The sequence below is a fragment of the Streptomyces sp. MS06 genome, assembly GCF_047200655.1.
Taxonomy (GTDB): domain Bacteria; phylum Actinomycetota; class Actinomycetes; order Streptomycetales; family Streptomycetaceae; genus Streptomyces.
In genome coordinates this window covers 40470-62216 of record NZ_JBJZOJ010000046.1, presented here as the reverse complement: position 1 = coordinate 62216, position 21747 = coordinate 40470, and the positions used below count along the sequence as shown (strand labels likewise).

General features: G+C 73.0%; 16 protein-coding genes and 2 pseudogenes. 8 read left to right on the top strand and 10 right to left on the bottom strand.

Going from position 1 to position 21747, the window contains the following annotated elements; genetic code table 11:
* Nucleotides 1-553: LPXTG cell wall anchor domain-containing protein (locus ACL02U_RS23245; protein ID WP_412792837.1), on the top strand; the 553-nt coding region annotated here is incomplete at its 5' end.
* A 121-nt stretch (nucleotides 554-674) separates the two neighbouring features.
* On the opposite strand, the gene ACL02U_RS23240 is transcribed toward ACL02U_RS23245, so the two are convergent.
* Entirely contained in the window at nucleotides 675-1034 is a 360-nt protein-coding gene (locus ACL02U_RS23240; protein ID WP_412792836.1) for a DUF6204 family protein, read from the bottom strand.
* Nucleotides 1035-1256: 222 nt separating this feature from the next.
* Nucleotides 1257-2111 (bottom strand): GNAT family N-acetyltransferase, encoded by an 855-nt coding sequence (locus ACL02U_RS23235; protein ID WP_412792835.1) that lies wholly within the window; start codon nucleotides 2109-2111, stop codon nucleotides 1257-1259.
* A 62-nt stretch (nucleotides 2112-2173) separates the two neighbouring features.
* On the opposite strand from ACL02U_RS23235, the pseudogene ACL02U_RS23230 reads away from it, so the two are divergent.
* Nucleotides 2174-2460, top strand: a pseudogene (locus ACL02U_RS23230) (peptidase E); the annotation flags it as partial.
* Nucleotides 2461-2608: 148 nt separating this feature from the next.
* Here ACL02U_RS23230 and ACL02U_RS23225 read toward each other — a convergent pair.
* Together ACL02U_RS23225 and ACL02U_RS23220 are read right to left on the bottom strand one after the other, a co-directional pair.
* Nucleotides 2609-3637 (bottom strand): NAD-dependent epimerase/dehydratase family protein, encoded by a 1029-nt coding sequence (locus ACL02U_RS23225; RefSeq protein ID WP_412792834.1) that lies wholly within the window; start codon nucleotides 3635-3637, stop codon nucleotides 2609-2611.
* Nucleotides 3638-3849: 212 nt separating this feature from the next.
* Nucleotides 3850-4263, bottom strand: a complete 414-nt coding sequence (locus ACL02U_RS23220) for a hypothetical protein (RefSeq protein ID WP_412792833.1) — start codon at nucleotides 4261-4263, stop codon at nucleotides 3850-3852.
* A gap of 99 nt (nucleotides 4264-4362) precedes the next feature.
* On the opposite strand from ACL02U_RS23220, the gene ACL02U_RS23215 reads away from it, so the two are divergent.
* Entirely contained in the window at nucleotides 4363-5340 is a 978-nt protein-coding gene (locus ACL02U_RS23215; RefSeq protein WP_412792832.1) for a ScbA/BarX family gamma-butyrolactone biosynthesis protein, read from the top strand.
* Between the two features lie 276 nt (nucleotides 5341-5616).
* Here ACL02U_RS23215 and ACL02U_RS23210 read toward each other — a convergent pair.
* Nucleotides 5617-6509 (bottom strand): annotated as a pseudogene (locus tag ACL02U_RS23210) (LysR family transcriptional regulator).
* 331 nt (nucleotides 6510-6840) lie between these two features.
* Between ACL02U_RS23210 and ACL02U_RS23205 the strand changes: the two are divergent.
* The 3 genes from ACL02U_RS23205 to ACL02U_RS23195 all read left to right on the top strand — a co-directional run bounded on the left by ACL02U_RS23205 (nucleotide 6841) and on the right by ACL02U_RS23195 (nucleotide 11380).
* The gene (locus ACL02U_RS23205) at nucleotides 6841-8064 is read left to right on the top strand and encodes an MFS transporter (RefSeq protein ID WP_412792831.1); all 1224 of its coding nucleotides are present in this window, start codon (nucleotides 6841-6843) and stop codon (nucleotides 8062-8064) included.
* Between the two features lie 270 nt (nucleotides 8065-8334).
* Complete coding sequence (locus ACL02U_RS23200; protein ID WP_412792838.1) at nucleotides 8335-8571, top strand: hypothetical protein; 237 nt, start codon at nucleotides 8335-8337, stop codon at nucleotides 8569-8571.
* A 328-nt stretch (nucleotides 8572-8899) separates the two neighbouring features.
* Nucleotides 8900-11380 (top strand): plasma-membrane proton-efflux P-type ATPase, encoded by a 2481-nt coding sequence (locus ACL02U_RS23195; RefSeq protein ID WP_412792830.1) that lies wholly within the window; start codon nucleotides 8900-8902, stop codon nucleotides 11378-11380.
* Between the two features lie 99 nt (nucleotides 11381-11479).
* Here the strand turns inward: ACL02U_RS23195 and ACL02U_RS23190 are convergent, their stop codons facing one another.
* Nucleotides 11480-12046 carry a TetR/AcrR family transcriptional regulator gene (locus ACL02U_RS23190; RefSeq protein WP_412792829.1) on the bottom strand — a complete coding sequence of 189 codons (567 nt, stop codon included), beginning with the start codon at nucleotides 12044-12046 and terminating at the stop codon, nucleotides 11480-11482.
* 1 nt (nucleotide 12047) lies between these two features.
* A complete protein-coding gene (locus tag ACL02U_RS23185; protein WP_412792828.1) occupies nucleotides 12048-12746 on the bottom strand; it encodes a type 1 glutamine amidotransferase domain-containing protein in 699 nt (232 codons plus the stop codon).
* A 386-nt stretch (nucleotides 12747-13132) separates the two neighbouring features.
* Here ACL02U_RS23185 and ACL02U_RS23180 point away from each other — a divergent pair, with 386 nt between their 5' ends.
* Nucleotides 13133-14041 (top strand): LysR family transcriptional regulator, encoded by a 909-nt coding sequence (locus ACL02U_RS23180; protein ID WP_412792827.1) that lies wholly within the window; start codon nucleotides 13133-13135, stop codon nucleotides 14039-14041.
* Between the two features lie 119 nt (nucleotides 14042-14160).
* On the opposite strand, the gene ACL02U_RS23175 is transcribed toward ACL02U_RS23180, so the two are convergent.
* Nucleotides 14161-16818, bottom strand: coding sequence for a WD40/YVTN/BNR-like repeat-containing protein (locus ACL02U_RS23175; RefSeq protein ID WP_412792826.1), 2658 nt, complete (start codon nucleotides 16816-16818; stop codon nucleotides 14161-14163).
* Between the two features lie 509 nt (nucleotides 16819-17327).
* Nucleotides 17328-17939 carry a TetR/AcrR family transcriptional regulator gene (locus tag ACL02U_RS23170; RefSeq protein WP_412792825.1) on the bottom strand — a complete coding sequence of 204 codons (612 nt, stop codon included), beginning with the start codon at nucleotides 17937-17939 and terminating at the stop codon, nucleotides 17328-17330.
* An 86-nt stretch (nucleotides 17940-18025) separates the two neighbouring features.
* Between ACL02U_RS23170 and ACL02U_RS23165 the strand changes: the two genes are divergently transcribed.
* Complete coding sequence (locus tag ACL02U_RS23165; RefSeq protein ID WP_412792824.1) at nucleotides 18026-19246, top strand: FAD-dependent oxidoreductase; 1221 nt, start codon at nucleotides 18026-18028, stop codon at nucleotides 19244-19246.
* A 116-nt stretch (nucleotides 19247-19362) separates the two neighbouring features.
* On the opposite strand, the gene ACL02U_RS23160 is transcribed toward ACL02U_RS23165, so the two are convergent.
* Nucleotides 19363-21699, bottom strand: coding sequence for an MMPL family transporter (locus ACL02U_RS23160; protein WP_412792823.1), 2337 nt, complete (start codon nucleotides 21697-21699; stop codon nucleotides 19363-19365).
* Between the last annotated feature and the right edge of the window lie 48 nt (nucleotides 21700-21747).

Genomic DNA, 21747 nt, shown 5'->3' with positions numbered 1-21747 from the left:
GACATGCGGGACGGGCGCGAACGCGAACGCGGGCTCCGACTCCGGTGCCGGAGCCGGTGCCGGTGCCGGTGCCGGGGAGCAGCCGAAGGCTTCTCCGAGCGCGTCGCTGGACGCCGCGTACGGCGGCGGTGCCGCCACACCCGGGACCGCCCCCACTGAGAGCATGCACACGGCAGCACCCGCGGCACCCCCCGCGGGCGGGAAGCCGACCGAAGCGGCCGACCACGGCTCGGACACCGGCCGCGGCAGCCCGTCCCCCAAGACCGACAGGAAGGCGGCCTCCGCCGAACCCACCCGGAGCGAGGCGGACACGACGCAGCAGGGCGGCTCGGAGGAGGAGCCGGCCGACGAGGCGACGACGGCCGCACCCGAGGAGACCCCGGGTACCGGGGGGAAGCAGGAGGCCAACGCGGTGCAGCCGCAGACGGTGCCGCAGGCGGCCTCCGGCGACCTGGCCGAGACCGGCACCACGCTCTGGCCGGCCGCGGCCGGGGGAGTGCTGCTGCTGGCGGGGCTGGCGATGCTGATCCGCACGAGGCGCCGCACGACCTGACCCGACCGCACACCCCGGCCCGGCGCCGCCCGCCCCGCGTACCGCAGGGGCGGGCGGCGCCGGGCGTGTCCCGGAAACCGGGCGGGGTGTCGTGTCGCCCGGCGGGCCGGGCGAGCGGGTGTCAGAGGCCGTCCCGGGCGGCCTCTCGGCGCTGCCGCTTCCCCAGCGGTGCCTGGGAGAGGTCCTCGGCCTGCGACCTGAGCTTCTTGTAGCCGTAGCCGCGCTCGTCCAGCCACGCCCTCGCCCGCTCCTCGGCGTGTTCGGTCGCCGTCAGGATGTCCTCCTCGGCCTCTCCCGAGTCGAGGAACCGGAAGGTGAAGGCCGGCCGCGCCGCGAGGTCGTAGCTGAGGTGGCCCTCCGGGGTGAAGGCCGCCCGCAGGATGTCGTGATCCGCGGCGGCGGAAAGGAGCTCGGCACGCTGGTCGCCGCTGAGCCCGTCGAAGACACCGCGGACGGTGACGCGGAAGGTACGAGTACTCATGGCGCGACCCTAACGAGGCGGGTCGGCGCCGTGCCACCGCGTTTCCGTCGGCCGGGGCGGGGCGCGTACCGCCCGGCCCCGCCGACGCACGGGGGCTGCCGGCGACGGGCGTCGGGATCGGGCAGGACCGGCGGACGCCGCCCGGCGAGGGCGACGAAGCCCGTGTCGGGACCGCCGGCCGGACCAGTCCCGGAACCGGCTCGACGGTGGGCGTCCCGGAGGTCAGAAACCGTACCGGGCGAAGTCGGCGACCGGGACGTACCCGAGGCGGCCGTAGAGGCGGTTGACGATCGGGTCGGCCCGGTCGGCGAACAGCACGACCTCCGTCGCGCCGGCGACCCGAGCGGCGCGGCTCACCTCGGCCGTCACCGCCCCCGCGTAACCCCGCCCCCGGAAGCGCCCCGGGGTGTAGACGGGGGCGACGCGTGCCTGACCGGCGACCACGGGGGTCACGCCCGCCATGGAGACGGGGGTACCGTCCGGGTCCTCCCAGATCATGAACCGCCGGCCGGGGCCGAGGGCGGCGGTCCGGTTGCCGGAATCCCGCCGGTGCGGGTCTCCGATGGCCGCGGCGAACGAGCGGTTCCAGCGGATCAGCAGATCGCGGTCCCGTTCCCCTGCGACGCGCGGCAGCCCCGCCGGACGCGACCGGGGGGAGGCGAGCCTGCCCAGACGGTACAGGCGCTGCCGCCCGCGGAGTACCGGGGCCGTACCGCTGCGGCGCCGCCATGCGTCGGCGAAAGCGGCGGCGGTGGTCTCCTCCGCGCTGACGCCGGGGAGCCGGTGACCGAGTCCGGCCAGGCGGGAGGCGAGGAGCTCGGCGTGCTCGGGTGGCACCGGGGTGAGGTTGAGGTGGCGATGCGGTGTGCGGAGGCAGGCGGCCTCGACCGCACCGGCTCGTTCCAGCCATCCGAGGACCGGTGTTCCGGGTCCGTAGGCCTCGCTTCCCGCCGCCCTCAGTGCCTCGGTGATCGTCAGCACCATGGTGTGCGCCACCGGGCGGGAGTGCAGGAAGAGCCCGGCCCGGGACGCGAACTCCTCGACGTCCTCGGTGATGTGCCAATCGCTGGAGTGCATGCCCCATGCTTGCTCACGCCGCCCCCGGCCGCCTCCTCATTTCGGCAGGGCCGGCCGGGCGGCGCCCGGTCACCGACGCGCTCGGGTTCCTGCCCTACGGCAACGGTGTGCACTACGACTCGGACGCGGGCCGCCGTCCGCTGACGCACCGGCTCGTGGCGGACGGTGCCGTACGGACGGCCCACTGCACCGACGACGGTGTCGGTCTCGTCTACCGGGGAACGCGGTGGCGGAGGCGGTCGCCGAAGTGCCGGGCTGGGGTGCCTACGTCGTCGCACGTGAGGGCGACGGAGCCGTCGAGGAGCGCATCGAGCCCCGGATGCTCCGCTCGCCCGCGTCCGCTCGCTGATCGGGCCCCGGAGTCCCGAAGGTCCTGACGTGCCCGGCCCCGGCTCCCCACTCCTGCCGCGGGCCGCACCGGGCGGGACACGCCCGTGAGGGCGTCTACCGGTGGACGATGGCCCGGCCCGGCCCGGCCCGTGGCACGGGTGCGCGGATCATCCGGCAGCCCGCTCGCGGGCCGCTGCCAGCAGGGCCTGCTCGCGCTCGGCCGTGATGCCCGTGGCCTCGCGGCCCGTGCGGGTCTCGCCGAACGCCTCGTCGAGGCCGCCGGGGCCGAACAGCCAGGCGGCGGTGTCGCGGACGGACTCCTCGACCGCGCGGCAGCGCAGGCCCGCGGCGACGGCCTTGGCCGAACTCGGCTTCCAGACCGCGGCCGTTTCCCCCTCCGGCGGGGCCCACAACGGGAGCTCTGTCCAGACCTCGACCCCCTCCTCGGCGAGGACCTGGTCGTCCACCCACTCGAGCCGTGCTCTGCCGCCGGTCTCGGCGATGCAAGCACCGAGGAACGCACCCCAGGTGGTGTTCGCGGGCGTGCCGCTGACCAGGTACGTGCCGGCGTCCTCGGCTTCGACCCGGTCCAGGCCGAAGATCGCGATGTCACGGGCGTCGATCAACTGCATCTCGCGGTCCGGTGCGCCCGGAGCGACCATCGGGCCACCCTGAGCAGCGCGGCGCAACCACCAGGTGAGACGGCGCGCACGATCGTGGGGTCCGATGATCAGGCCGGGTTCGAGGATCAGCGTGCGCCCGGGAAAGCCCTGCTCCACGGCCGCCTCACAGCCGGCCTTGAGCGTTCCGTAGTCGCCGTCGTCCGGGCCCGCGTTCCCGTCGCCGTGATGACGGGGCGAACGCTCGTCGACGGGCTCGGCGGGCCAGCCGGGACGAGCGTTGACGGAGGACACGAACAGATATGTCGACGCGGACTCGGCCAGGGCTTCCACCGACGCCTTGACGACGCGCGGAACGTAGCCGCACACGTCCACGACGGCATCCCAGGGACCCGCCTCGGCCAGCCGCGCCAGGTCCGGGAGGTGTTCGCGGTCGCCACGCACCGTCTCGACGCCGTCCAGGTCGGTCTGGGTCCGGCCCCGGTTGAAAACGGTCACCTCCCAACCGCGTCGCAGCGCCTCCTGGGCGAAGGCCCGCCCGAGGAACACCGATCCACCCAACATCAGAAGTCTCATGCCGCGAAGCCTGCGCTCGGCACTCCGCCGCGAAACAGGACTCTGCCGTGAGCAGAGCAGCCGGGAGTCGGCGAGCCGGGCTGCCCCGAGTCGCACCGACCGCGCCCGGCGAGGTCCGTGGGGGAAGGCTGCCTCCTCCGCGGGTTCCCACGACCGCTTCCGAACCCCCAGCGGACCCCGCTGAGGCCGATCGGCGTTGTCGGACCCCCGCCTTACGGTGTCCTCATGAATGCGCATGCGTTCGCCCGCCGGGCCGTCCGGGCCGCCGCCGACGTGTTCCTCGCGAGAATGATGAACTGCGTCGCCTCCTCGATGTCGAGGCCCGGCAGCAGTTCCCCCTGCTCGTCGGCGAGCAGGAGCTGCAGCGAGACGGCGTCCTCGGCCCCCCGGTAGGGCCGGATCCCCCGACTGCGGAACGACGTCTGCTCCACCGTCAGCCGCACTCCCGCACGCAGCGCCGGGTCGGTGCGCAGCCGCCGGGCGTACTCGAAGGTCAGGTCGATCAGTGACTGCAGCCTGAGGGTGCACCGCGGTGCCTGCAGAGCCTCGGCCTGCAGGTTCAAGAAGAGGGCCGCCGCAGCCTCCAGGATGGCCCGCCGGGTTCTCAGGGCTCTCTCGTGGCGCACCAATTCGTGGATCCTACGAAAATAAGACAGGTCGACCTGTAGGGTACGACCCGGCCGCTAGCACGCATGTTCAGCTGACTGTTCTCGGAGACCACAGACATGCACAATGATCTGACGGCGCAGGCGTGCGCCGATCGGCATGCGACAGGGGTTCCCCAGGTACGGCAGGCAATGCCGCGGTACGCCGGGCGGCAACTGACGCGTACTGTGCCCCGAGAATACGCACACCGGGCAGCCGTGGCGGAGGTCTTTCTCACCGACTGGGCACCAGATCGACCCGACGGTTTCCTGGTCAGTGCGCAGTGGCCGCGCGGCCACTCGTTCTTCGCGCCGCGCGCCGGATACCAGGACCCCCTGCTGCTGGCGGAGTCCGTACGCCAGGCCGGTGTGCTGCTGGCGCACGCGGAGTTCGGCGTCCCGCTGGGCCATCAGTTCCTGATGGGCGGCCTCTCCTACACCGCCACGCCGGAAGCACTCGCCACGTCCTTGATCCCGACCGAGGTGGCACTGCGCGTGACCTGCCACAATGTCGTCGAGCGAGGTGGTCGTCTGGTGGCGATGCGCTACCGGACGACGCTGCTGCGCGAGGAGCGGCCGGTCGGATTCGCGGAAGCGGAGTTCAAGTGCATGTCGCCCGCGGTCTACCGGCGACTGCGGGGAGAGAGGCCGACCAGCGCGAGCACCGGACCCGGCGGTGTGGTCGAACCGGCGTCGGTCGGCCGGCTGCTCCACTCCGACGTGGTACTCCGTGAGCCCGAGGACATCGCTCACCCCCCGCACCGCTGGTTGTTGGAGGTGGACACCCGGCATCCCATCCTCTTCGACCATCCGGTCGACCACGTACCGGGGATGGTGCTCATGGAAGCCGCGCGCCAGGCGGCCCAGGCCGTTCACCACGCGCCGGTGCTTGCTCTCAGCATGGACAGCAGGTTCCTGCGCTTCGCCGAACTGGACGCCCCCTGCTGGATCGAGGCCGAGAGCGAGCCGACCGGGGGAGGCCGCTCGCGCGTGGAGGTGAGGGCCACGCAGAACGGCAGCACGGTGTTCACCGCACAGCTCGGCACGTGGTCTCCGTGAAGCGCGGGACCTCGTGAAGCGCGCGCCCGCGGCCCGCCCCCGGGCCTGGATGATGCCCGCGAGCGGATCACGCGATGGGAGAAGTGCTGGGGCTCTCCGCGTACGACAGTCTGGACGGCAGCCGGCGGACTGCCGTCGACTGCGCCATCACCCAGTGGTTCGACGAAGGGGACGGGGTGCCAGGTGCTCGTCGCCGGTCCGCAGGACGACTGGCCCCGGCGGTGCGAGATCCTCGGCACCGCCCTGGAGTACCGGGGGCAGTGGTGAATTGCCGCCTCACCGGGTGGATGCGGCGGGGTCGTCCAGGACGCCGAGGGTGTCGAGGAAGGCGGTTGCCGCCGGCGTGGGAGTGTGCGGTGTCCAGATGATGTACTCGACGCGGGCGGGTGCGTCGAGGACCCTGATCGTGGTGACGCCGCTGAGTTGGGGCACGTAGGCGGAGGGAAGCATGGCCACGCCGAGGCCGTGACCGACGAGCCGGGCGAGGAGTCTGCGTTGGTGACCTCGTAGGCGACATCACGGGTCAGGCCGGCGGCGGTGAAAGCCAGGTCCGACTGGATGCGGCCCGCGGTCTTCGCCGGGAGGTCCACGAACACCTCCGTGGCCAGCCTGCGGAGGTCCACGGCCGGTTCCAGGGCCAGCGGGTGGTCGGGGGCGACGACGGCGACGAGCCGGTCCCGGGCCAGTTCGCGCACCCTGACCCCCTCGGGGCGTTCGGTGGTCGGCAGGCCGAGGAAGGCCACCTCGACGGCGCCCTGTCTGACCTGTTCGATGAGTTCGTCGCTGGCCCCGACCCGGAGGCTGATGCGCACCTGCGGGTAGTGGCTCCGGAACTCCCGCAGCGTGTGGGGGATGTCGACGGCGGCGACGGACGGGATGACACCGACGGAGAGCTGCCCGCGTACCTCTCCCACGGCGGCGGCGACCTCCGCGACAGCCCTTTCGGCGGCGTCGAGGCACTGGCGCGCAGCGGGGAGGAAGGCCGCGCCGGCGGGAGTCAGCCTCACCCGCCGCGTGGTGCGCTCGAACAGTCTTGCGCCCAGTTCCTGTTCGAGGCGGGCGATCTGGTGGCTCAGCGCCGACTGGACGACCAGGCAGCGTTCGGCGGCCCGGGTGAAGCTGTTCGTCTCGGCCACGGCGACCACGTAGCGCATCTGCTGAAGCTCCATGAGATCCATCGTGCATCGCGATCAATGAGATGACAAACATGTGTTGGACTCATGGATGACAGGCGGGCCACCATGAGGAAGCGCCCGGCGCGGGGCCGTTCCGACCGGACGACCGCGCGCCGCCCGCATCGCCGAACAGCGTTACGGCACCGAGGTGTTGCGGCCGCCCCGCGAAGCGCTCCGGCGGAGTCCGTACGCCCGCCGCGGGCGGGGACTCCTCGACCCGCGCGCCCCGGCCGGCCGTCGGCCACGGCGAGGGCCGTCGCTGACGGTCCTCGTCACCCACGCCTCGTCACACATGTCCACCCGAGTGCCCTGCTGGAGAGAAGCAATGTCCGTACAGGACCAAACACGCTCGTCGTCCGAGGCGAAGGCGTGGCTGGGCGTCGCGTCCATCACCGCCAGCCTGTTCGTCTTCCTCACCACGGAGCTGATGCCGGTCGGCCTGCTCACCCCGCTGAGCGAGAGCCTGGACATCTCCGCCGGCGTGGCCGGACTCATGGTGACCGCGCAGGGTGTCGCGGCCGGGCTGGGCGTGCCGTTCATCGTGGCCTGGACCCGCCGAGTGAACCGGCGCGCCCTGCTGTCGACCCTGCTCGCGGTGCTGGCCCTGGGGAACCTGATCACCTCCGTCTCCCCGAACTACCCGCTCATCCTCGCGACCCGGTTGTGCATGGGATTCGCCAGCGGGGTCTTCTGGGCCATCGGCGTCAGCATGGCGATGCGGATCGTGCCGGAACGCCACGCCGGCCGGGCGGCCGCGGTGGTCATGTCCGGGATCTCGATCGCCACCGTCGTGGGCATCCCGCTGGGCACCGTCGTCGAAGCGCACACCGACTGGCGGAACACGTTCGCGATCTGGGCGGGCCTCAGCCTGCTCGTCTTCCTCGCGGTCGCCGCACTCATCCCGTCGCTGCCTTCGGACAACGCCGTCTCGGTCCGCGAGGTCTTCGGGCTCCCCGTGCGCAACGTACAGCTGCGGACCGTGCTGTTCATCGTCATCTTCTTCGTGCTCGGCCACTTCGGCGCCTACACCTTCGTCCGGCCGTACCTCGAGGAGAACGCCTCCGCGACCTCCACCTTCATCACCACCGTGCTGATCATCTTCGGTGTCGGCGGTGCCGTGGGGAACTTCATCGCCGGCCACACCGTCAACAAGTCCCTGCGCGGCACCTTCGTCGTCGGCGTCATCTCGCTGCTGGCCGCGCTGCTCCTGCTGCGGACCGTCGGCGACGCGGAGACCGGCGCCGTCATCGCGCTGATCCTGTGGGGACTCTCCTTCGGCGCGGTGCAACTGGCCCAGGTCAACATGACCCTGTCCGCCGCACCGGAGACCTTCGAAGCGGCGATGTCACTCAACACCATGGCCTACAACACCTCCATCGCACTGGGAGCGCTGTTCGGCGGACTCTTCGTCGACCACCTGGGTGTCACCAGCGTGCTCTGGTTCGGTGCGATCCTCGCGGGGGCCTCGCTGCTGCTCAGGCTCGGCACCGGCCGGAGGAAGACCCCGGCCGCCGTCTCCGAGGACGACCTGGCTCCCACCGCCGGATGAGCCCCGGCCGACGGGCGACGGGCGCACCCGGCCACGGCATGTGGCCGCCCTCGGCCGCCCTCGGCCGCCCGGGGCCACTCGGGCCGCGGGGAGGGCGGCGGCGGGCTCCGGTCGTGGGGCGGGGAGTGGTCGCAGGCCCGGGGAGTCCCACGGGCACGGGGCAGAGGGGTGACCGCCGCAGACGGGCCGACGATGCTGTAGCCCATCGGGGGCAACCACGGGTCAGACGGCGGGAGTGCGGGAAGCGATGCCAGGGACGAGACGGGAGGCATCATGGGTTTTCTCGACCGGGCCAAGGAACAGACCCAGCAGGCTCTGCAGGAGGGCCGGCACAAGGTGGACGAGGTCCAGGCACGGCGTGCCGGGGGCGACCTGCTGAAGAAGCTCGGCGCGGCGTACTACGCCGAACACCGCGGCAGCGGCACCCCCGATGCCACGCAGCAGGCACTTGCCGCGCTGGAGGCCCACGTCACCGCCCACGGTGACGGGTTCCTGCACGGTGTCTGACCGGTCCGGCGGGCGCTCACCTCGGGCCGCACGCCGTCCGGCACCCCCGGAAACGGGGTGAAATCGGCCAGGTTCCCGCCGGCACCCGGGATGGCCGCAATGGGCGGTTGCGATCTCCGATCCGTCGGCGTTACCTGGCAGAGGATCGCGTCGGGGAGGCACCAGCGCCTCCCCGACCCGCCGGAACGCCGACCGGGGTACCACCGCCGGTCGACCCGGCGACGCGCCCGCGCGCCGGACGGCGCGCGAGGCGACCCGGTGGCCCGTACCCGGGTCCCGGGCGTGCCATCGCGCCGGGGGAGAGGCCCGGGGACGGGAGGTTGCACGGGTGCCTGGTTCCGTTGCCGGGGGAGACGAGTCCGCAGAGACTCACGAGCGCGGGGCCGTCGGCCGGGCGGTTCGTGATCAGCGCACCGAGGAGGACCGCAGGGCGGACGCGCGCGCGGGCGCCGACGCGGGACTGGACTCGGCGCAGGCGGCCGCGCGCCTGCAACGGTTCGGACCCAACTCCCTCGAGGAGGAGGAACACAGCGTCCTCGTCGAGTTCCTGTCCCACTTCTGGGGTCCTATCCCGTGGATGATCGAGGCCGCGCTGGCGCTGACGGCGGCCACCGGCCGGTGGGCGGACTTCGCGATCATCCTCGCCCTGCTGCTCCTCAACGGTGTCGTGGGGTTCTGGGAGGAGCACCAGGCGCAGAGCGCCATCGCCGCGCTCAAGGAGCGGCTGGCGAAGGTGGCACAGGTCGAACGCGACGGGGTGTGGACCACGGTGCCCGCCACCGAACTGGTTCCGGGGGACCTGGTGCGGATCGGCCGGGGGGATGTCGTGCCCGCCGACGGGACCGTGGTGCGGGGTGAGGGCGAGGCGGACGAGTCGGCCCTGACGGGGGAGTCGCTGCCGGTGCCCAAGGGCCCCGGGGACGACATGTACTCCGGGTCCGCGGTGTCCCGGGGCGGGCCGGTGATGCGCGTGCTGGCCACGGGGGCCCGCACCGTGTTCGGGCGTACCGCGCAGTTGGCCGGCCGGGCCGCACCGGTGAGCCACTTCCAGCGCGCGGTCGTCGACATCGGCAAGTACCTGAGCCTGCTCGCGCTCGGACTGGTGGCCGTGATCATCGTGCTGTCGCTGCTGCGCGGGAACAGCGTGGCCCGCACGCTCGAGTTCGCGCTGGTGGTGGTGATCGCCTCGATCCCCGTCGCGCTGCCGGCGGTGCTGTCGGTGACCATGGCCGTCGGTGCGCGGTACCTGGCCAGACGCGAGGCCGTGGTCAGCCATCTGCCGGCCGTGGAGGAGATGGCCGGGGTGGACGTGCTCTGCGCCGACAAGACGGGCACCATCACCCGCAACGAGCTGGCCGTCGCCGGGGTCGTCGTGCTCGAGGAAGGGACGGACGAGGAGCGGGTCCTGCTGCAGGCGGCCCTCACCGCGGAGCCGGGCGGCTCCGACCCCATCGACCAGGCGATCCTCGAGGCATGCGGCGCCGACCGGCTCGAGGGCTGGCGGACGACCGGGTTCACCCCGTTCGACTCGGCCCGCAAGTTCGCCCGGGCCGAGGTGCGGGGGCCCGGACCGGAACAGGCCGTGGCGAAGGGAGCGGTGCAGGCCGTCGTCGGCCTGGCGCAGGCCGACTCCTCCGTCGCGCAGCGCGTGGAGGAGGTGACGCGCGACTTCGCGAGCCGGGGGTTCCGCGCCATGGCCGTCGCGTGCGCCGACGGCGGCGGCTGGCGGGTGACCGGGATCCTCGGGCTGCAGGACCCGCCGCGGGACGACTCCCGCGCGACGCTCGAGGAGGCCGGCCGACTCGGTGTCCAGGTCAGGATGGTCACCGGTGACCGGGTGGAGATCGCCCGGGAGATCAGTGCCCGGGTGGGCCTGGGCACCGACGTACTGGACGCGGACCGGATCGAACGGCTCGAAGGGGACGACCTCGCGCGCACGGTGGAGCAGGCGGACGGCTTCGCCGAGGTGGTGCCGGAGGACAAGTACCGCATCGTGAGCGCCCTGCAGGAGCACGGGCACATCGTCGGCATGACCGGCGACGGGGTGAACGACGCTCCCGCGCTGCACCGCGCGGATGCGGGGATCGCGGTGTACGGCGCGACCGACGCGGCCCGCGCGGCCTCCGACATCGTCTTCCTGGCCCCCGGCCTCTCGACGATCGTCGAGGCCGTCCACCGGTCCCGCGAAGTGTTCCGGAGGATGAAGAACTACGCGATCTACCGGGTCACCGAGACCATCCGGGTGGTGCTCTTCGTCACCGCCACCATCGTGGTGTTCGCCTTCTTCCCGGTCACGCCCATCCAGGTGGTCCTCCTCGCCATCCTCAACGACGCGGCCATCCTGTCCATCGCCTACGACCGGGTGCGGCCCTCCTCGAGACCGGAGCGCTGGGACCTGACCGAGGTCATGTCGATCGCCGCCGTCCTCGGCCTGTTCGGCCTGGTGTCGACGTTCGTGCTGGTGTGGGTGACGCACCTGCCGCTCGACCTGGCGGACGGCGACGTACGGACCCTGATCTACCTCAAGCTGTCGGTCAGCGGGCACCTCACGGTCTTCCTCGCCCGTACCCGCGGCCCGTTCTGGTCGTACCGGCCGTCCTGGATCCTGCTCGGCGCAGTGGTCGGCACCCAGATCCTGGCCACCGCGATCGCACTCACCGGTTTCCTCATGCAGCCCATCGGGTGGAGCCTGGTCGGCCTCGCCTGGGGCTGGGCGGTGCTCGAGTTCCTGCTGCTGGATCCGATCAAACTGGTCGCCTACCGGACCCTGGAGCGGCACGGGAAAGCGGCGGCGGCCGTCGGCGACTGATCACCTCCGCGCGACGGCCGACGCCCGGACCGGGTACGCCGGACCCCGCAGCCGAGCTCCCGCCCCGCAGCCGGGCGGCCCCCGGTTGCCACCGCCCGCTCATGAGGCGGGCGGGGTGCGTGAGGCCGGCACCGCCGCGAGCCCCGTGACCAGCGCCGCGGTGGCGCGGCCCAGCAGCGGCTTCGCCCGGGCGCGGTCCTCCAGGCCGCCCACCAGGGCGATGCACAGGTCGGCGGCGTCCTCCGGTTCGTCGATCGCGGCCTCGCGGAGCAGAGCCGTCAGCAGGGTGCGCAACCGGGCGGTGAAGTCGGCGCAGACGTCGCCGAACAGCCGGGCCTCGGCGTCGAGGAGCTCGGCGGTGTGCGGGGAGTCCCCGGCCAGGTCCAGCACCAGATCGAGCTTGGCCTCCAGCACACCGTGGACGCGGTCGGCGACCGGATCCCGGGAGGCGGCCGCCTCCCGGGCCCGCGCGAGCGCCTGCTCGTGCAGGCGCCCGGCGAGCAGCCGGAGAGCGTGGTCCTTGTTGCGGACGTACTGGTAGAGCGCCGACCGCGACACGCCCATCTCCCGCGCGATGTCGTCCATCGTGGTGCGCCGCGCCCCGTACCGGGTCAGGCAGGTGTAGGCGGCGTCGAGGACCTCGTCGGTGCGATCGGCAACGGGCATCTCAGGCCAGCTTCTTCAGCAGCTCCTGCGCCAGCGGGGCCGAGGAGGCGGGGTTCTGGCCGGTCACCAGGTTGCCGTCGACGACGACCTTCGGCGCCCAGGGCTCACCGACCTGCACGTCCACACCGGCCTGGACGAGGCGGGACTCCAGCAGCCACTTCGCCTTGTCCGCCAGGCCTGCCTGGGTCTCCTCGGCGTTGGAGAAGGCGGCGACCCTGCGTCCCTCGAACGCGTTGCTCCCGTCCTCGTCGACGGCGGCCAGCAGCGCGGCGGGCGCGTGGCAGACCACGCCCAGCGGCTTGCCGGACCTCAGTGCCTCGGCCAGCAGCGCGCCGGAGTCGGCGTTGACGGCGAGGTCCTCCATCGGGCCGTGCCCGCCGGGGTAGAAGACGGCGTCCCAGTCGTCGAGGCTCACGTCCTCCAGCCGGACGGGGGAGGCGAGCTCCGTGAGGGAGGCGAGGGCGTCGGCCATCCTCCGTGCGCCCTCGTCGCCGCCGTTGACCTCGGGCGCCAGGCTGCCCTTGTCCACCGTCGGTACGACGCCGCCGGGCGTGGCCACGGTGATCTCGTGGCCCGCGGCCCTGAACGCCTCGTACGGGGCGACGGCCTCCTCGGCCCAGAAGCCGGTCGGGTGCTTGGTACCGTCGTTGAGCGTCCAGTGGTCGGCGCCGGTCATCACGAAAAGGATCTTCTTGGCCATGGTGGGGTCTCTCCGAGTCGGGTGCTTGACGGACTGACGTTCCGAACCCGGATCGTCAGTGCGTCCGTGTGATCGACCGTAGACCCGCTCCCGGCGAGGCGACCAATGAGCACACCGATACGAGGTATCGGCCTGCCGATGCCTGAGGCCGGGCCACACCTCCAGGCGCCGACCTGCGCTTTCGCCGGACTGCCGGGCCCGGCGGGGTGCGGACGCCGACCTGGGGCGCCGACGCGGACGTGGGGCGCCGATGCCGGCACGGGCGCCGGCCGGTGCGAGGCGGCATCCCGCTCCCCGGGCCGGCCGCCGTCCGGCACCCCGCCCGGGCGCGGCGACCGGCGGTGCGGGTGCGGGGCGGAACGCCGCGTTCCCGTAGGCTCGCCGCCATGGACGATCGCGCTGCCCCCGTGCCACGGCCGGTGGACCTCAACTGGCTGCGCACGTTCCTGGCGGTGTACCGGTCGGGCTCGTTCACCGCCGCCGCGGAGCAACTGGGCATGTCCCAGTCGACGGTGACCACGCAGGTGCGTTCCCTGGAGGAGCGCCTGGGCCGGGAACTGTTCGAGCGCCGCGCCCGAGGGGTCGCCCCGCTCCCGTACGCCCGCGACGTCGCCGCTCAGGTGGCGGGCGCCCTGGACCGGTTGACCGGGCTCACCGCCGGGGCGTCGGGCGGGGCCGCGGAGCCGGTGCGGCTGGCGGGCCCCGCCGAGTTCCTGTGCACCGTCCTGCTCCCGTCACTCGGGCCCCCGGTGGCCGACGGAGTGCGGCTGCGTGTGGCGACCGGCCTGACCCAGCCGCTGCTCGAAGAACTCCGGGCCGGCCGCCACGACCTGGTCGTCGCGACTCAGCGTCCCCGCGGCCGGACCCTCGAGTCCGAGCCCCTGGCCGACGAGGAGTTCGTCCTCGTCGCCGCTCCCCGCTGGGCGCAGGCCCTGAGCGGCCGGGACCTGCCGGTGGCGCTCGAGAGCGCGCCCCTGGTCTCCTACGCCGAGGATCTGCCCATCGCGCGCCGCTACTGGCGCCATGTCTTCGGCCGCCGCCTCGGCAGCCAGGCCGCGGTCACCGTCCCCGATCTGCGGGGAGTCGTCGCCGCGGTGGTCGCCGGGATGGGCTGGAGCGTCCTGCCCGGCTATCTCTGCCGAGCCGAACTGGCCTCCGGGGAGGTGCAGTTGCTGCACGAGCCCGAGGACCCGCCGATCAACACGGCCTACCTGGTGCAGCGGCCGGGCGGTTCGCCCAACCCGGACGTCGCCGCGGTCCGCGACCGGATCCGCGCAGCCGCCAGGAGGTGGTGAACCACCGTACTGCGCGGCAGCGTACGGGCCGGGCGGACGCCGATGCCCCCGGACCGGTCCCGGTCCGGGGGCACCCGGGCTGCGTCCCGGCGGACGCCGGGGTGGTGCCTCGCGCCGTGCTACGGCATCCGGGTCTTCCAGATCCCGCGGCCGTGCGTGGCGACGTACACCTGGGAGCCGTCCGGGCTCGGCGAGAGGTACACCGCCGGCGAGGTCGGCAGGTCGGTGCCCAGGCGGGCCCAGTGGCCGGCCGAGGTGCTGGTGAACACACCCAGGTCGGTGGCGACGACGAGGGTGCCGTCGCCGGAGATCAGCGCCGCGTTGGCCGGGGCGTCGGGGAAGGAGTCGGAGGCGGAGGCGTCTCCGCTCACGTCGGCCCAGGTGCTGCCGCCGTCCGTGGTCTTCCAGACGTGGCCGTAGCCGGCGCCGGGGCCCTCGTTCCAGTGCCGCGAGAAGCCGTTGACCACCGCGTAGACCGTGCTGCCGGAGGCGTCGGACGGGTCGATGGCCAGGCTGGAGATGTAGCGGTTCGGGAAGGCTTCGGGAAGGCTCACCTGGTGCCAGGTGCCGCCGTAGTCGGTGGCGATGCCGCGCCCGAAGGCCTCGGTGACCGTGTAGCAGGGGCCGCACCAGGCCGCCCACGTCACGTGGTTCCGGCTGGCGACGGCCGAGGCCGAGTGGCCGGCACCAAGGTCGTACAGCTTGGTCCAGTCGGCGCCCGAGGTGCTGTCCCAGGTCTTGGTGTTGCCCCAGACGTACCGGCCGCCCGCGACCCACAGGCCGTTCGGGTCCGTCTCGTCGGCGCTGAACGGCGCGATGAACCGGGCCCCCGGGTCGCCGGGCGCGATGTCCGTGATCACGTCCTCCGACCCGTCGTCGCTGGCCGTGTAGCCGCAGTTGTTCGTGATCTGCAGGGCCAGGTCGACGTACTCGCCCACCGTCTGGCAGCCGTTGTCGGGGTTGACGAGCTGGTCGCCGCCGTCCCCGCCGAACGGGGAGACCATCTCACCGTTCGGATTCAGCTGCCGGCCCTGGTAGGTGGCGCCACGGGGAGCCAGCAGCGAGACCCCGTTGTCCTGCAGGCCGCCCCAGACCGCGTCGCCGCTGCCGTCGGTCATCCTCCCCGCACGCACCGAGTAGTACTGCAGGTCGCGCAGGGTGCCCGAGGCGTTGAGGTTGCGCCAGCCGGTGCCGGTCTGCGCGGTGGGGCGGGCGTAGGCGCCGCCGTCGTTGCCGACGAACACCTCCGGCGTGCCGCCCTTCCACCCGGAGAAGGCGAGGGCGTGCTGGTCGGAGTGCATCACGTCGCCGTCGCAGGAGTTCTCGGCCGGGTCGTACGAGAAGCACGGCATGCCGAAGTCCCAGTACCGGCCGATCGACTTCCAGGTTGCCCCGCCGTCCCGGGACTCGAACATCTCCTCGAGGCCCAGGTAGACGTGGTCGGGATCGCTCGGATCGACCGCGATGACCTGGTCGTACCAGGACTGGGTGCCGGGCTGGTAGCCGGTGCCGATCTCGCTGACCTTCATCGCGGAACCGCTCGTCGACAGGGACGAGGAGGTCGCGATCTGCTTGAACGGTCCTGCGGCGTCGCCGTTGCCGCTGACGTACACGCCGGCGAGGACCGAGTAGACACCCGATCCGGAGGCCTTGTTGAGGAGTTTGGGCGACTCCATCGACACGTACAGCTTGCTGCCGTCGGCCGCGTAGGCGAAGGAGGCGTTGCCGATCTCGGCCGGGTTGATCGCGCCGGTCGGGTTGGCCCGCTTCCAGGTCGTGCCGGCGTCGTCCGAGTAGTAGAACCCGTTGTAGTCGGCGCCGCTGCGCCAGGCCACGTTGGCCAGGAGCGCGGTTCCGTCGCTGCCGGGCCGTACGGCGATGTCGTTGGCGATGTCCGCGTAGTGGCCGTCCACCCCGCAGCCGACGCCGCTGATGCCGACGCCTGCGCAGGGGGCCAGGACCTTCGTCCACGCGGTGGACGGGCCGGCCGACAGCGCGCGCCGGAAGACGCCGTGCGAGGAGGCCGCGAAGACGTATCCCGCGGCCTCGTCGAAGGTGACGGTGTGGATGGAGGCCGAGTCCAGCTCCGTGCCGCCCACCTTGTCGCTCTCGCTGAAGGTGCCCGTGACCGGGTCGGCGAGGCGGTACACGCCGCTGCCCAGGTAGTTGTCGGACGCGGTGGTCGCCTCACCGGTGGCCAGCCACAGCGAGCCGTCGGGGGCGACCGCGAGGGCGCCCACCGACAGGGCGGGCAACCGGTCGGCGATCGGCGCCCAGGTGCTGCCGTCGTCGGTGGAGCGGAACACGCCTCCGCCCGCGGCGCCCGCGTAGACCACGCCACGGTGCGTGGGATCGGTCGCCAGCGCGGCGATGCGACCTGCGGAATGTCCGGCGCCGCCACCCGAGTTGGAGGCCGAGTGGTCGCGGTAGTGCAGCGCGTCCTCGTTGTACGGGGAGGTGGTGACCTCGTTCCAACTGCCGGACGCCACCGGCATGTGGGTGATGTGCGCCCAGGCGTCGGCGTACGCCCCCGAGTCGATCTGCCCGCTCGGGGAGAGCCTCGGTTCGTCGAACGCGTCGAGCGACTCCATCAGTTCGTGGGACTCCTCGCCGGCCACGTCGTGGCGGCCGGACCCGGATCCCGTTTCGTCAGCCCCGTAGGCGGTGACATGTCCCGTCCCCGCTATCAGGAGTGCCGCAGCGACGGCGGCGAGAGCCGCCCGACCGCTCCTCTCCGCGCTGCGGCGCGGTCTGCGCCGTGCGGAATACACACGCATGCACTGTCTCCGGCTTCTTCGGCGTGAGTGGCGACCGCCCCTACGGCCGCACAAGAACTCCTACTGCCGAGTGCCGGAACCGTACTGCCGTTCTCCGGTCGCACCCCAGTGACTTACAGCAATTTTATTACCTAACATACGTAACGAAAGCCAAAAATAGTCCCGTTGGCCATCAGGGGCCACAGAGTGACTGCCGGGCTCCCCCTTCCTACAGCGCACACGGCTCGCTCGCCGTCACCCTCGCCCGTCTCGCGCCGCGGCCGGTGCCGGCGTCGGCGTCGGCACCGGGAAGGGGAGGCGGAGACTCGAGCTCTCCGGCGGCGACGGCACGCCCGACATGGCGTCAGGCGCTGGGCGTGGAACGGGACTTCCGTCTCCGGAGCGGTGGAGTGCGCCCCCGCCGCCGCGCGCTCCTCACTGGGACGGCGGCCGTGCGGTCCACCCCGGGAGGCGGGGTGCCGCGGAAAGTGCCCGCCCGTGCGACCGGGCGGGCGCCACCGCAGGGCGTTTCACGGCGCCAGGAGGCGACGGAGCGCGTCGGCCTGGGCCCGGGCGAGGTCCTCCTGCTCCCGGGCCGGGTACTCGTGCAGGTGGCGCAGGGACCAGCGGTCGAGGCACTGCAGCACCTCGCCGATCAGCGCGGCCTGCAGGGAGGGCGGAAGGTCCGCGCGGATCGCGCCGCACTCGCGGCCGGTGGCCAGCGTGCGGTCGAGCCATGAGCGGATCGACTCCCACGCCTCGCGCAGCGCCGGACTGTGGCCGGTGGGTGCGTCGGGCAGGTAGAAGAGCTTGCCGACCTCGGCGTGCCAGGTGCCCCGGCCGGCGATGCCGAGCAGGTCGAGGAGAAGGTCGGTGACCCGGTCCCAGAAGTGCGGGCCGGCCAGGTCCCGGGGGGCGGGGATGTCGAGCATGGAGGCCAGTTCGCCGAGTGCCTCGCCGACCACCGTGTCGAACAGCACCGCTTTCGACCCGAAGTAGTGGTAGAAGGAGCTCTTTCCCATTCCGCAGGCATGGATGATCGCGTTGAGTGAGGCGTGCTCGTACCCCTCGGCCGCGAACTCCCGCGCGGCGGTCTCGAGCAGCCGTCGGCGGCGGTCCGGCGCGAGTTCACCTGCTGGCATGCGAGGCAGCCTACCCGTTGTGTACCAGCCGGTCCAACCCTGCTACGGTCGCTGTGGACCAGCCGGTACAACATGTGGGGTGGCGGATGCGGACAACGCTGGACGTGAAGGCGCAACTCGACCGCGCCCGGGGGGACCGCCTCCGGGTGCTGATCGTCGGCGCAGGGGTGGCGGGCGTGACCGCCGCGCGGCTGCTGCGCGCCGACGGCCTGCATCCGCTGCTGGTCGAGCGGGCGGGCCCGGACGGGGACGAGGGCTACATGCTGGGCCTGATGCCCTTCGTCGACCCGGTGCTCCGCCACCTCGGGGTACTGGACCACTACCTGGAATCCAGTGTCGCCATGCACGAGTACCGCCTGCGCGGTGCGTCGGGCGCGATCCTCAACGAGTACTCCCTGGACGAGGCGATCGGCCGGTTCGGCCACTACCGCGGCATCGAACGGGCGAACCTGCTCCGCGTACTCGGCGTCCAGGAGACGCCGGTGGCCCACCGGACCACGGTCACCGGCCTCGTCCAGAGCGGCGACCGGGTGCACGTGACGCTGAGCGAGGCGGGGCAGCGCGTGGACATCGAGGTCCACGCCGTGATCGCCGCCGACGGCCTCCACTCGGCCACCCGCTCGCTGGTGCTCGACCCCGGCCGGGTGCACACCTACGACACCGGCTGGGGCGGCTGGGTCGCCTGGACCGACGCCGACACCGGCGACGCGAGCAGCCGCTACGAGGAGACCTGGGGGGCCGGCTCGTTCGTCGGCCTCTACCCCGTCCTCGACCGCACGGGCGTCTTCGTCGGCGGACCCCACCGACTCACCGACCAGGGGCCGGCCGCGTTCGCCGAACGGGTACGGAAGAGCCTGCGTACCGTCGACGAGCGGTGCGCCGGGGCGCTGCGAGCGGTCGCCGACACACCGGGCGCCTACTACTGGAAGATGTCCGACGTCCGTGCCTCGGCGTGGAGCCACGGACGAGTGGTCCTGCTCGGCGACGCCGCCGCGGGCTTCCTGCCCACCGCGGGCGTCGGCGCGGCGATGGCCATGGAGTCCGCGGCCGCGCTGGCCCGGGAACTGGCCGCGGCCGACGCGGACTTTGTCCCGTCCGCGTTCCGTGCCTACGAGCGCGGGCAGCGGCCCCGCGTGGAGAGCGCCCAGGACAACTCCCGCCAGCTCGCCCGGCTGATGTTCCGCAGCGGGCACCTGATCACCAGGGCGCGTGACGTGGTGGCGCGCCGGGTCAGCGTGGACAGTGCACTGGGGCCCATCCGCGAACTGCTGGAGCAGGGCGAGCCGGCGGCCCGCCCGACGGCCTGACGGCTGCGGCGGCCGGGCCTCGCCGCAGCCGCCGCAGTCAGCCGGCCCAAGAGCAGAACCGGCCGGGACCGCCGATCCCGCGGTCGACGCAGGCTCCGCCCCGCCGCCCGCGTCGTTCAGGTCCGCTCTGCCGTGCGCCCGCCGAGCCGAGCACCGGCGCCGGGGAGCGGGGCCCGGGCAGGGCCGTCCCCGTCCGCGGGCCCGGTCACCGCGGCGGAGTCGGCACCGACCGGTCCCCGCGGGAGCACCCGGTCCAGCCACCCCGGCAGCCACCAGTTGGCCCGCCCCAGGAGCGTCATGGTCGCCGGAACCAGGACCATCCGCACGACGGTGGCGTCGACGAAGATCGCGGTGGCCAGACCGAACCCGAACATCTTCGTCGAGGGGTCCTCGGCGACGGCGAAGGACAGGAACACCGCCACCATGATCAGAGCCGCCGACGTGATGATCCGGGCGGTGCCCGAGACGCCCCGCACGATCGCCGCACCGTTGTCGCCGGTGCGCAGATATTCCTCGCGCACCCGCGACAGGAGGAACACCTCGTAGTCCATGGACAGGCCGAACAGGATCGCGAACAGGAACATCGGGATGAACGACACGATCGGCACCGTCGCCTCCAGCCCGATCAGCGCACCGCCCCAGCCCCACTGGAACACCGCGACCAGGATGCCGAACGCCGCGCCGATGCTCAGCAGATTCAGCAGCACGGCCTTCAGCGGCACCAGGACCGACCGGAAGACCAGCATCAGCAGGAGGAAGGACAGCACCAGCACGGCGGCGACGAACACCGGAAGCCGCTCGCTGGTCCGCCGGCCCACATCGGACAGGCTTGCCGCGGCACCGCCGACATGGGCCGTCCCCGGACCGTCCCCGACCGCGGACGGCAGCACGTCGGCGCGCAGTCGCGCGACGGTGTCGGCCGTGGCCCGCTCCTGCGGGCCGGTGGTCGGGAAGGCCACGAGGGTCGCGATTCCCGTGGCCCGGTCGACGCGCGCCGGTGCGGTCGACGCGATGCCCGGATCCCGGGAGACGGCCGCGGCGAGCCGCTCCACCATCCCCGCATCACCGGCGGGGTCCGCCGCGATGACGAGGGGGCCGTTGGCTCCCGGGCCGAATCCCCGGGCCACCAGGTCGTAGGCGCGGCGCTCGGTGCGGTCGGGCGGCAGCGACCCGTCGTCGGGCAGCCCCACACGGAGCCCCAGCACAGGCAGCGCCGCGGCCAGCAGCAGCCCCGTCGCGGCGACCGTGTACGCCACCGGATGCCGGTTGACGTGTGTGATCCAGCCCCGCCACCGGGACGCCCGGGAGGAGTCCGCCCCGCCGGTGGCCCCCTGCCGGGCGAGCCCGTCCTGCCGGACGCGCCGTCCCGCTCTCCCCGCACGGCGGGCCCGGCCGAGCAGTCCGGGCCGGACCAGACGCGGGCCCGCGGCGCCGAGGAAGGCCGGCAGCAGTGTCACCGAGGCAACTACCATGATCAGGACCACGATCGCGACCGCCATCGCGCCCACCGTCAGGAACGGCACGTTGGCGACCGCCATGCCGAGGATCGACACCACGACGGTGCCGCCGGCGACCACCACGGGCCGCCCGGCCGTGGCCACCGCCCGCCCGGCCGCCTCACGGGGCCCGACGCCGCACGCCAGCTGCTCGCGGTGCCGGGCGAGCACGAACAGCGCGTAGTCGATCCCCACCCCGAGCCCGACCATCGCGCCGAGGACCGGTGCGAAGGCGGGGATCTCCGTCACTCCCGCGAGCACCGTGATCGTGGCGCTTCCGACGGTGAGTCCGAACAGCGCCATGCCGATCGGCAGCGCGGCGGCGACGAGCGAGCCGAACGACAGGAACAGGATCGCGGCCGCGGCGAGGATGCCGATCAGCTCGCCCGCCCCGCCGCCGGAGTCGGAGAACGCGTAGAACAGGTCCCCGCCCATCTCGATCCGCAGCGGCACCTCGCCGCGCAGCCGGTCGCCCAGGTCGACGAGGTCGTGCAGGTCTCGGTCGGACAGCCGGCTCTGGTCGGGGTACTGCACCCGGACGACGGCGACCCGCCCGTCGGACGACACCAGGTTCTCCCGGACGGCGCCGTCCGGGTCCGACTCGAGTGCCCCGGCCGGGTCGCCCGTACCGAGCACGTGCGGCAGCCGCCGTATCTCGGCCTCCACCCGACCGAGGGCGGCGCGTGCCGCGCCGTCGCCGAAGAACGTGGCCTCCTGGCCGACGGGGGTGAGGACCACCTGCGCGGTCATCCCGTCCTGTCCGGTGCCGGCCCTTTCGATCAGCTCCGCGGCCCGCTGGGAGTCGAGTCCGGGGGCGGACATCGAGTCGGAGGTCCGCCCCCCGAGGAGCAGCGCCGCGGCCAGCGCGACGGCGGCAGCGAGCAGCCATGCCGCGATCACCCGCCAGGGGTGTCGAGCGGCGCCTGCGCCCACCCGGGAGAGGGCTTTCGAGAGCATCGGTCCTCCAACCGCCTCGCCGGCCGCCTCTGCACGGCCGGCCGATGC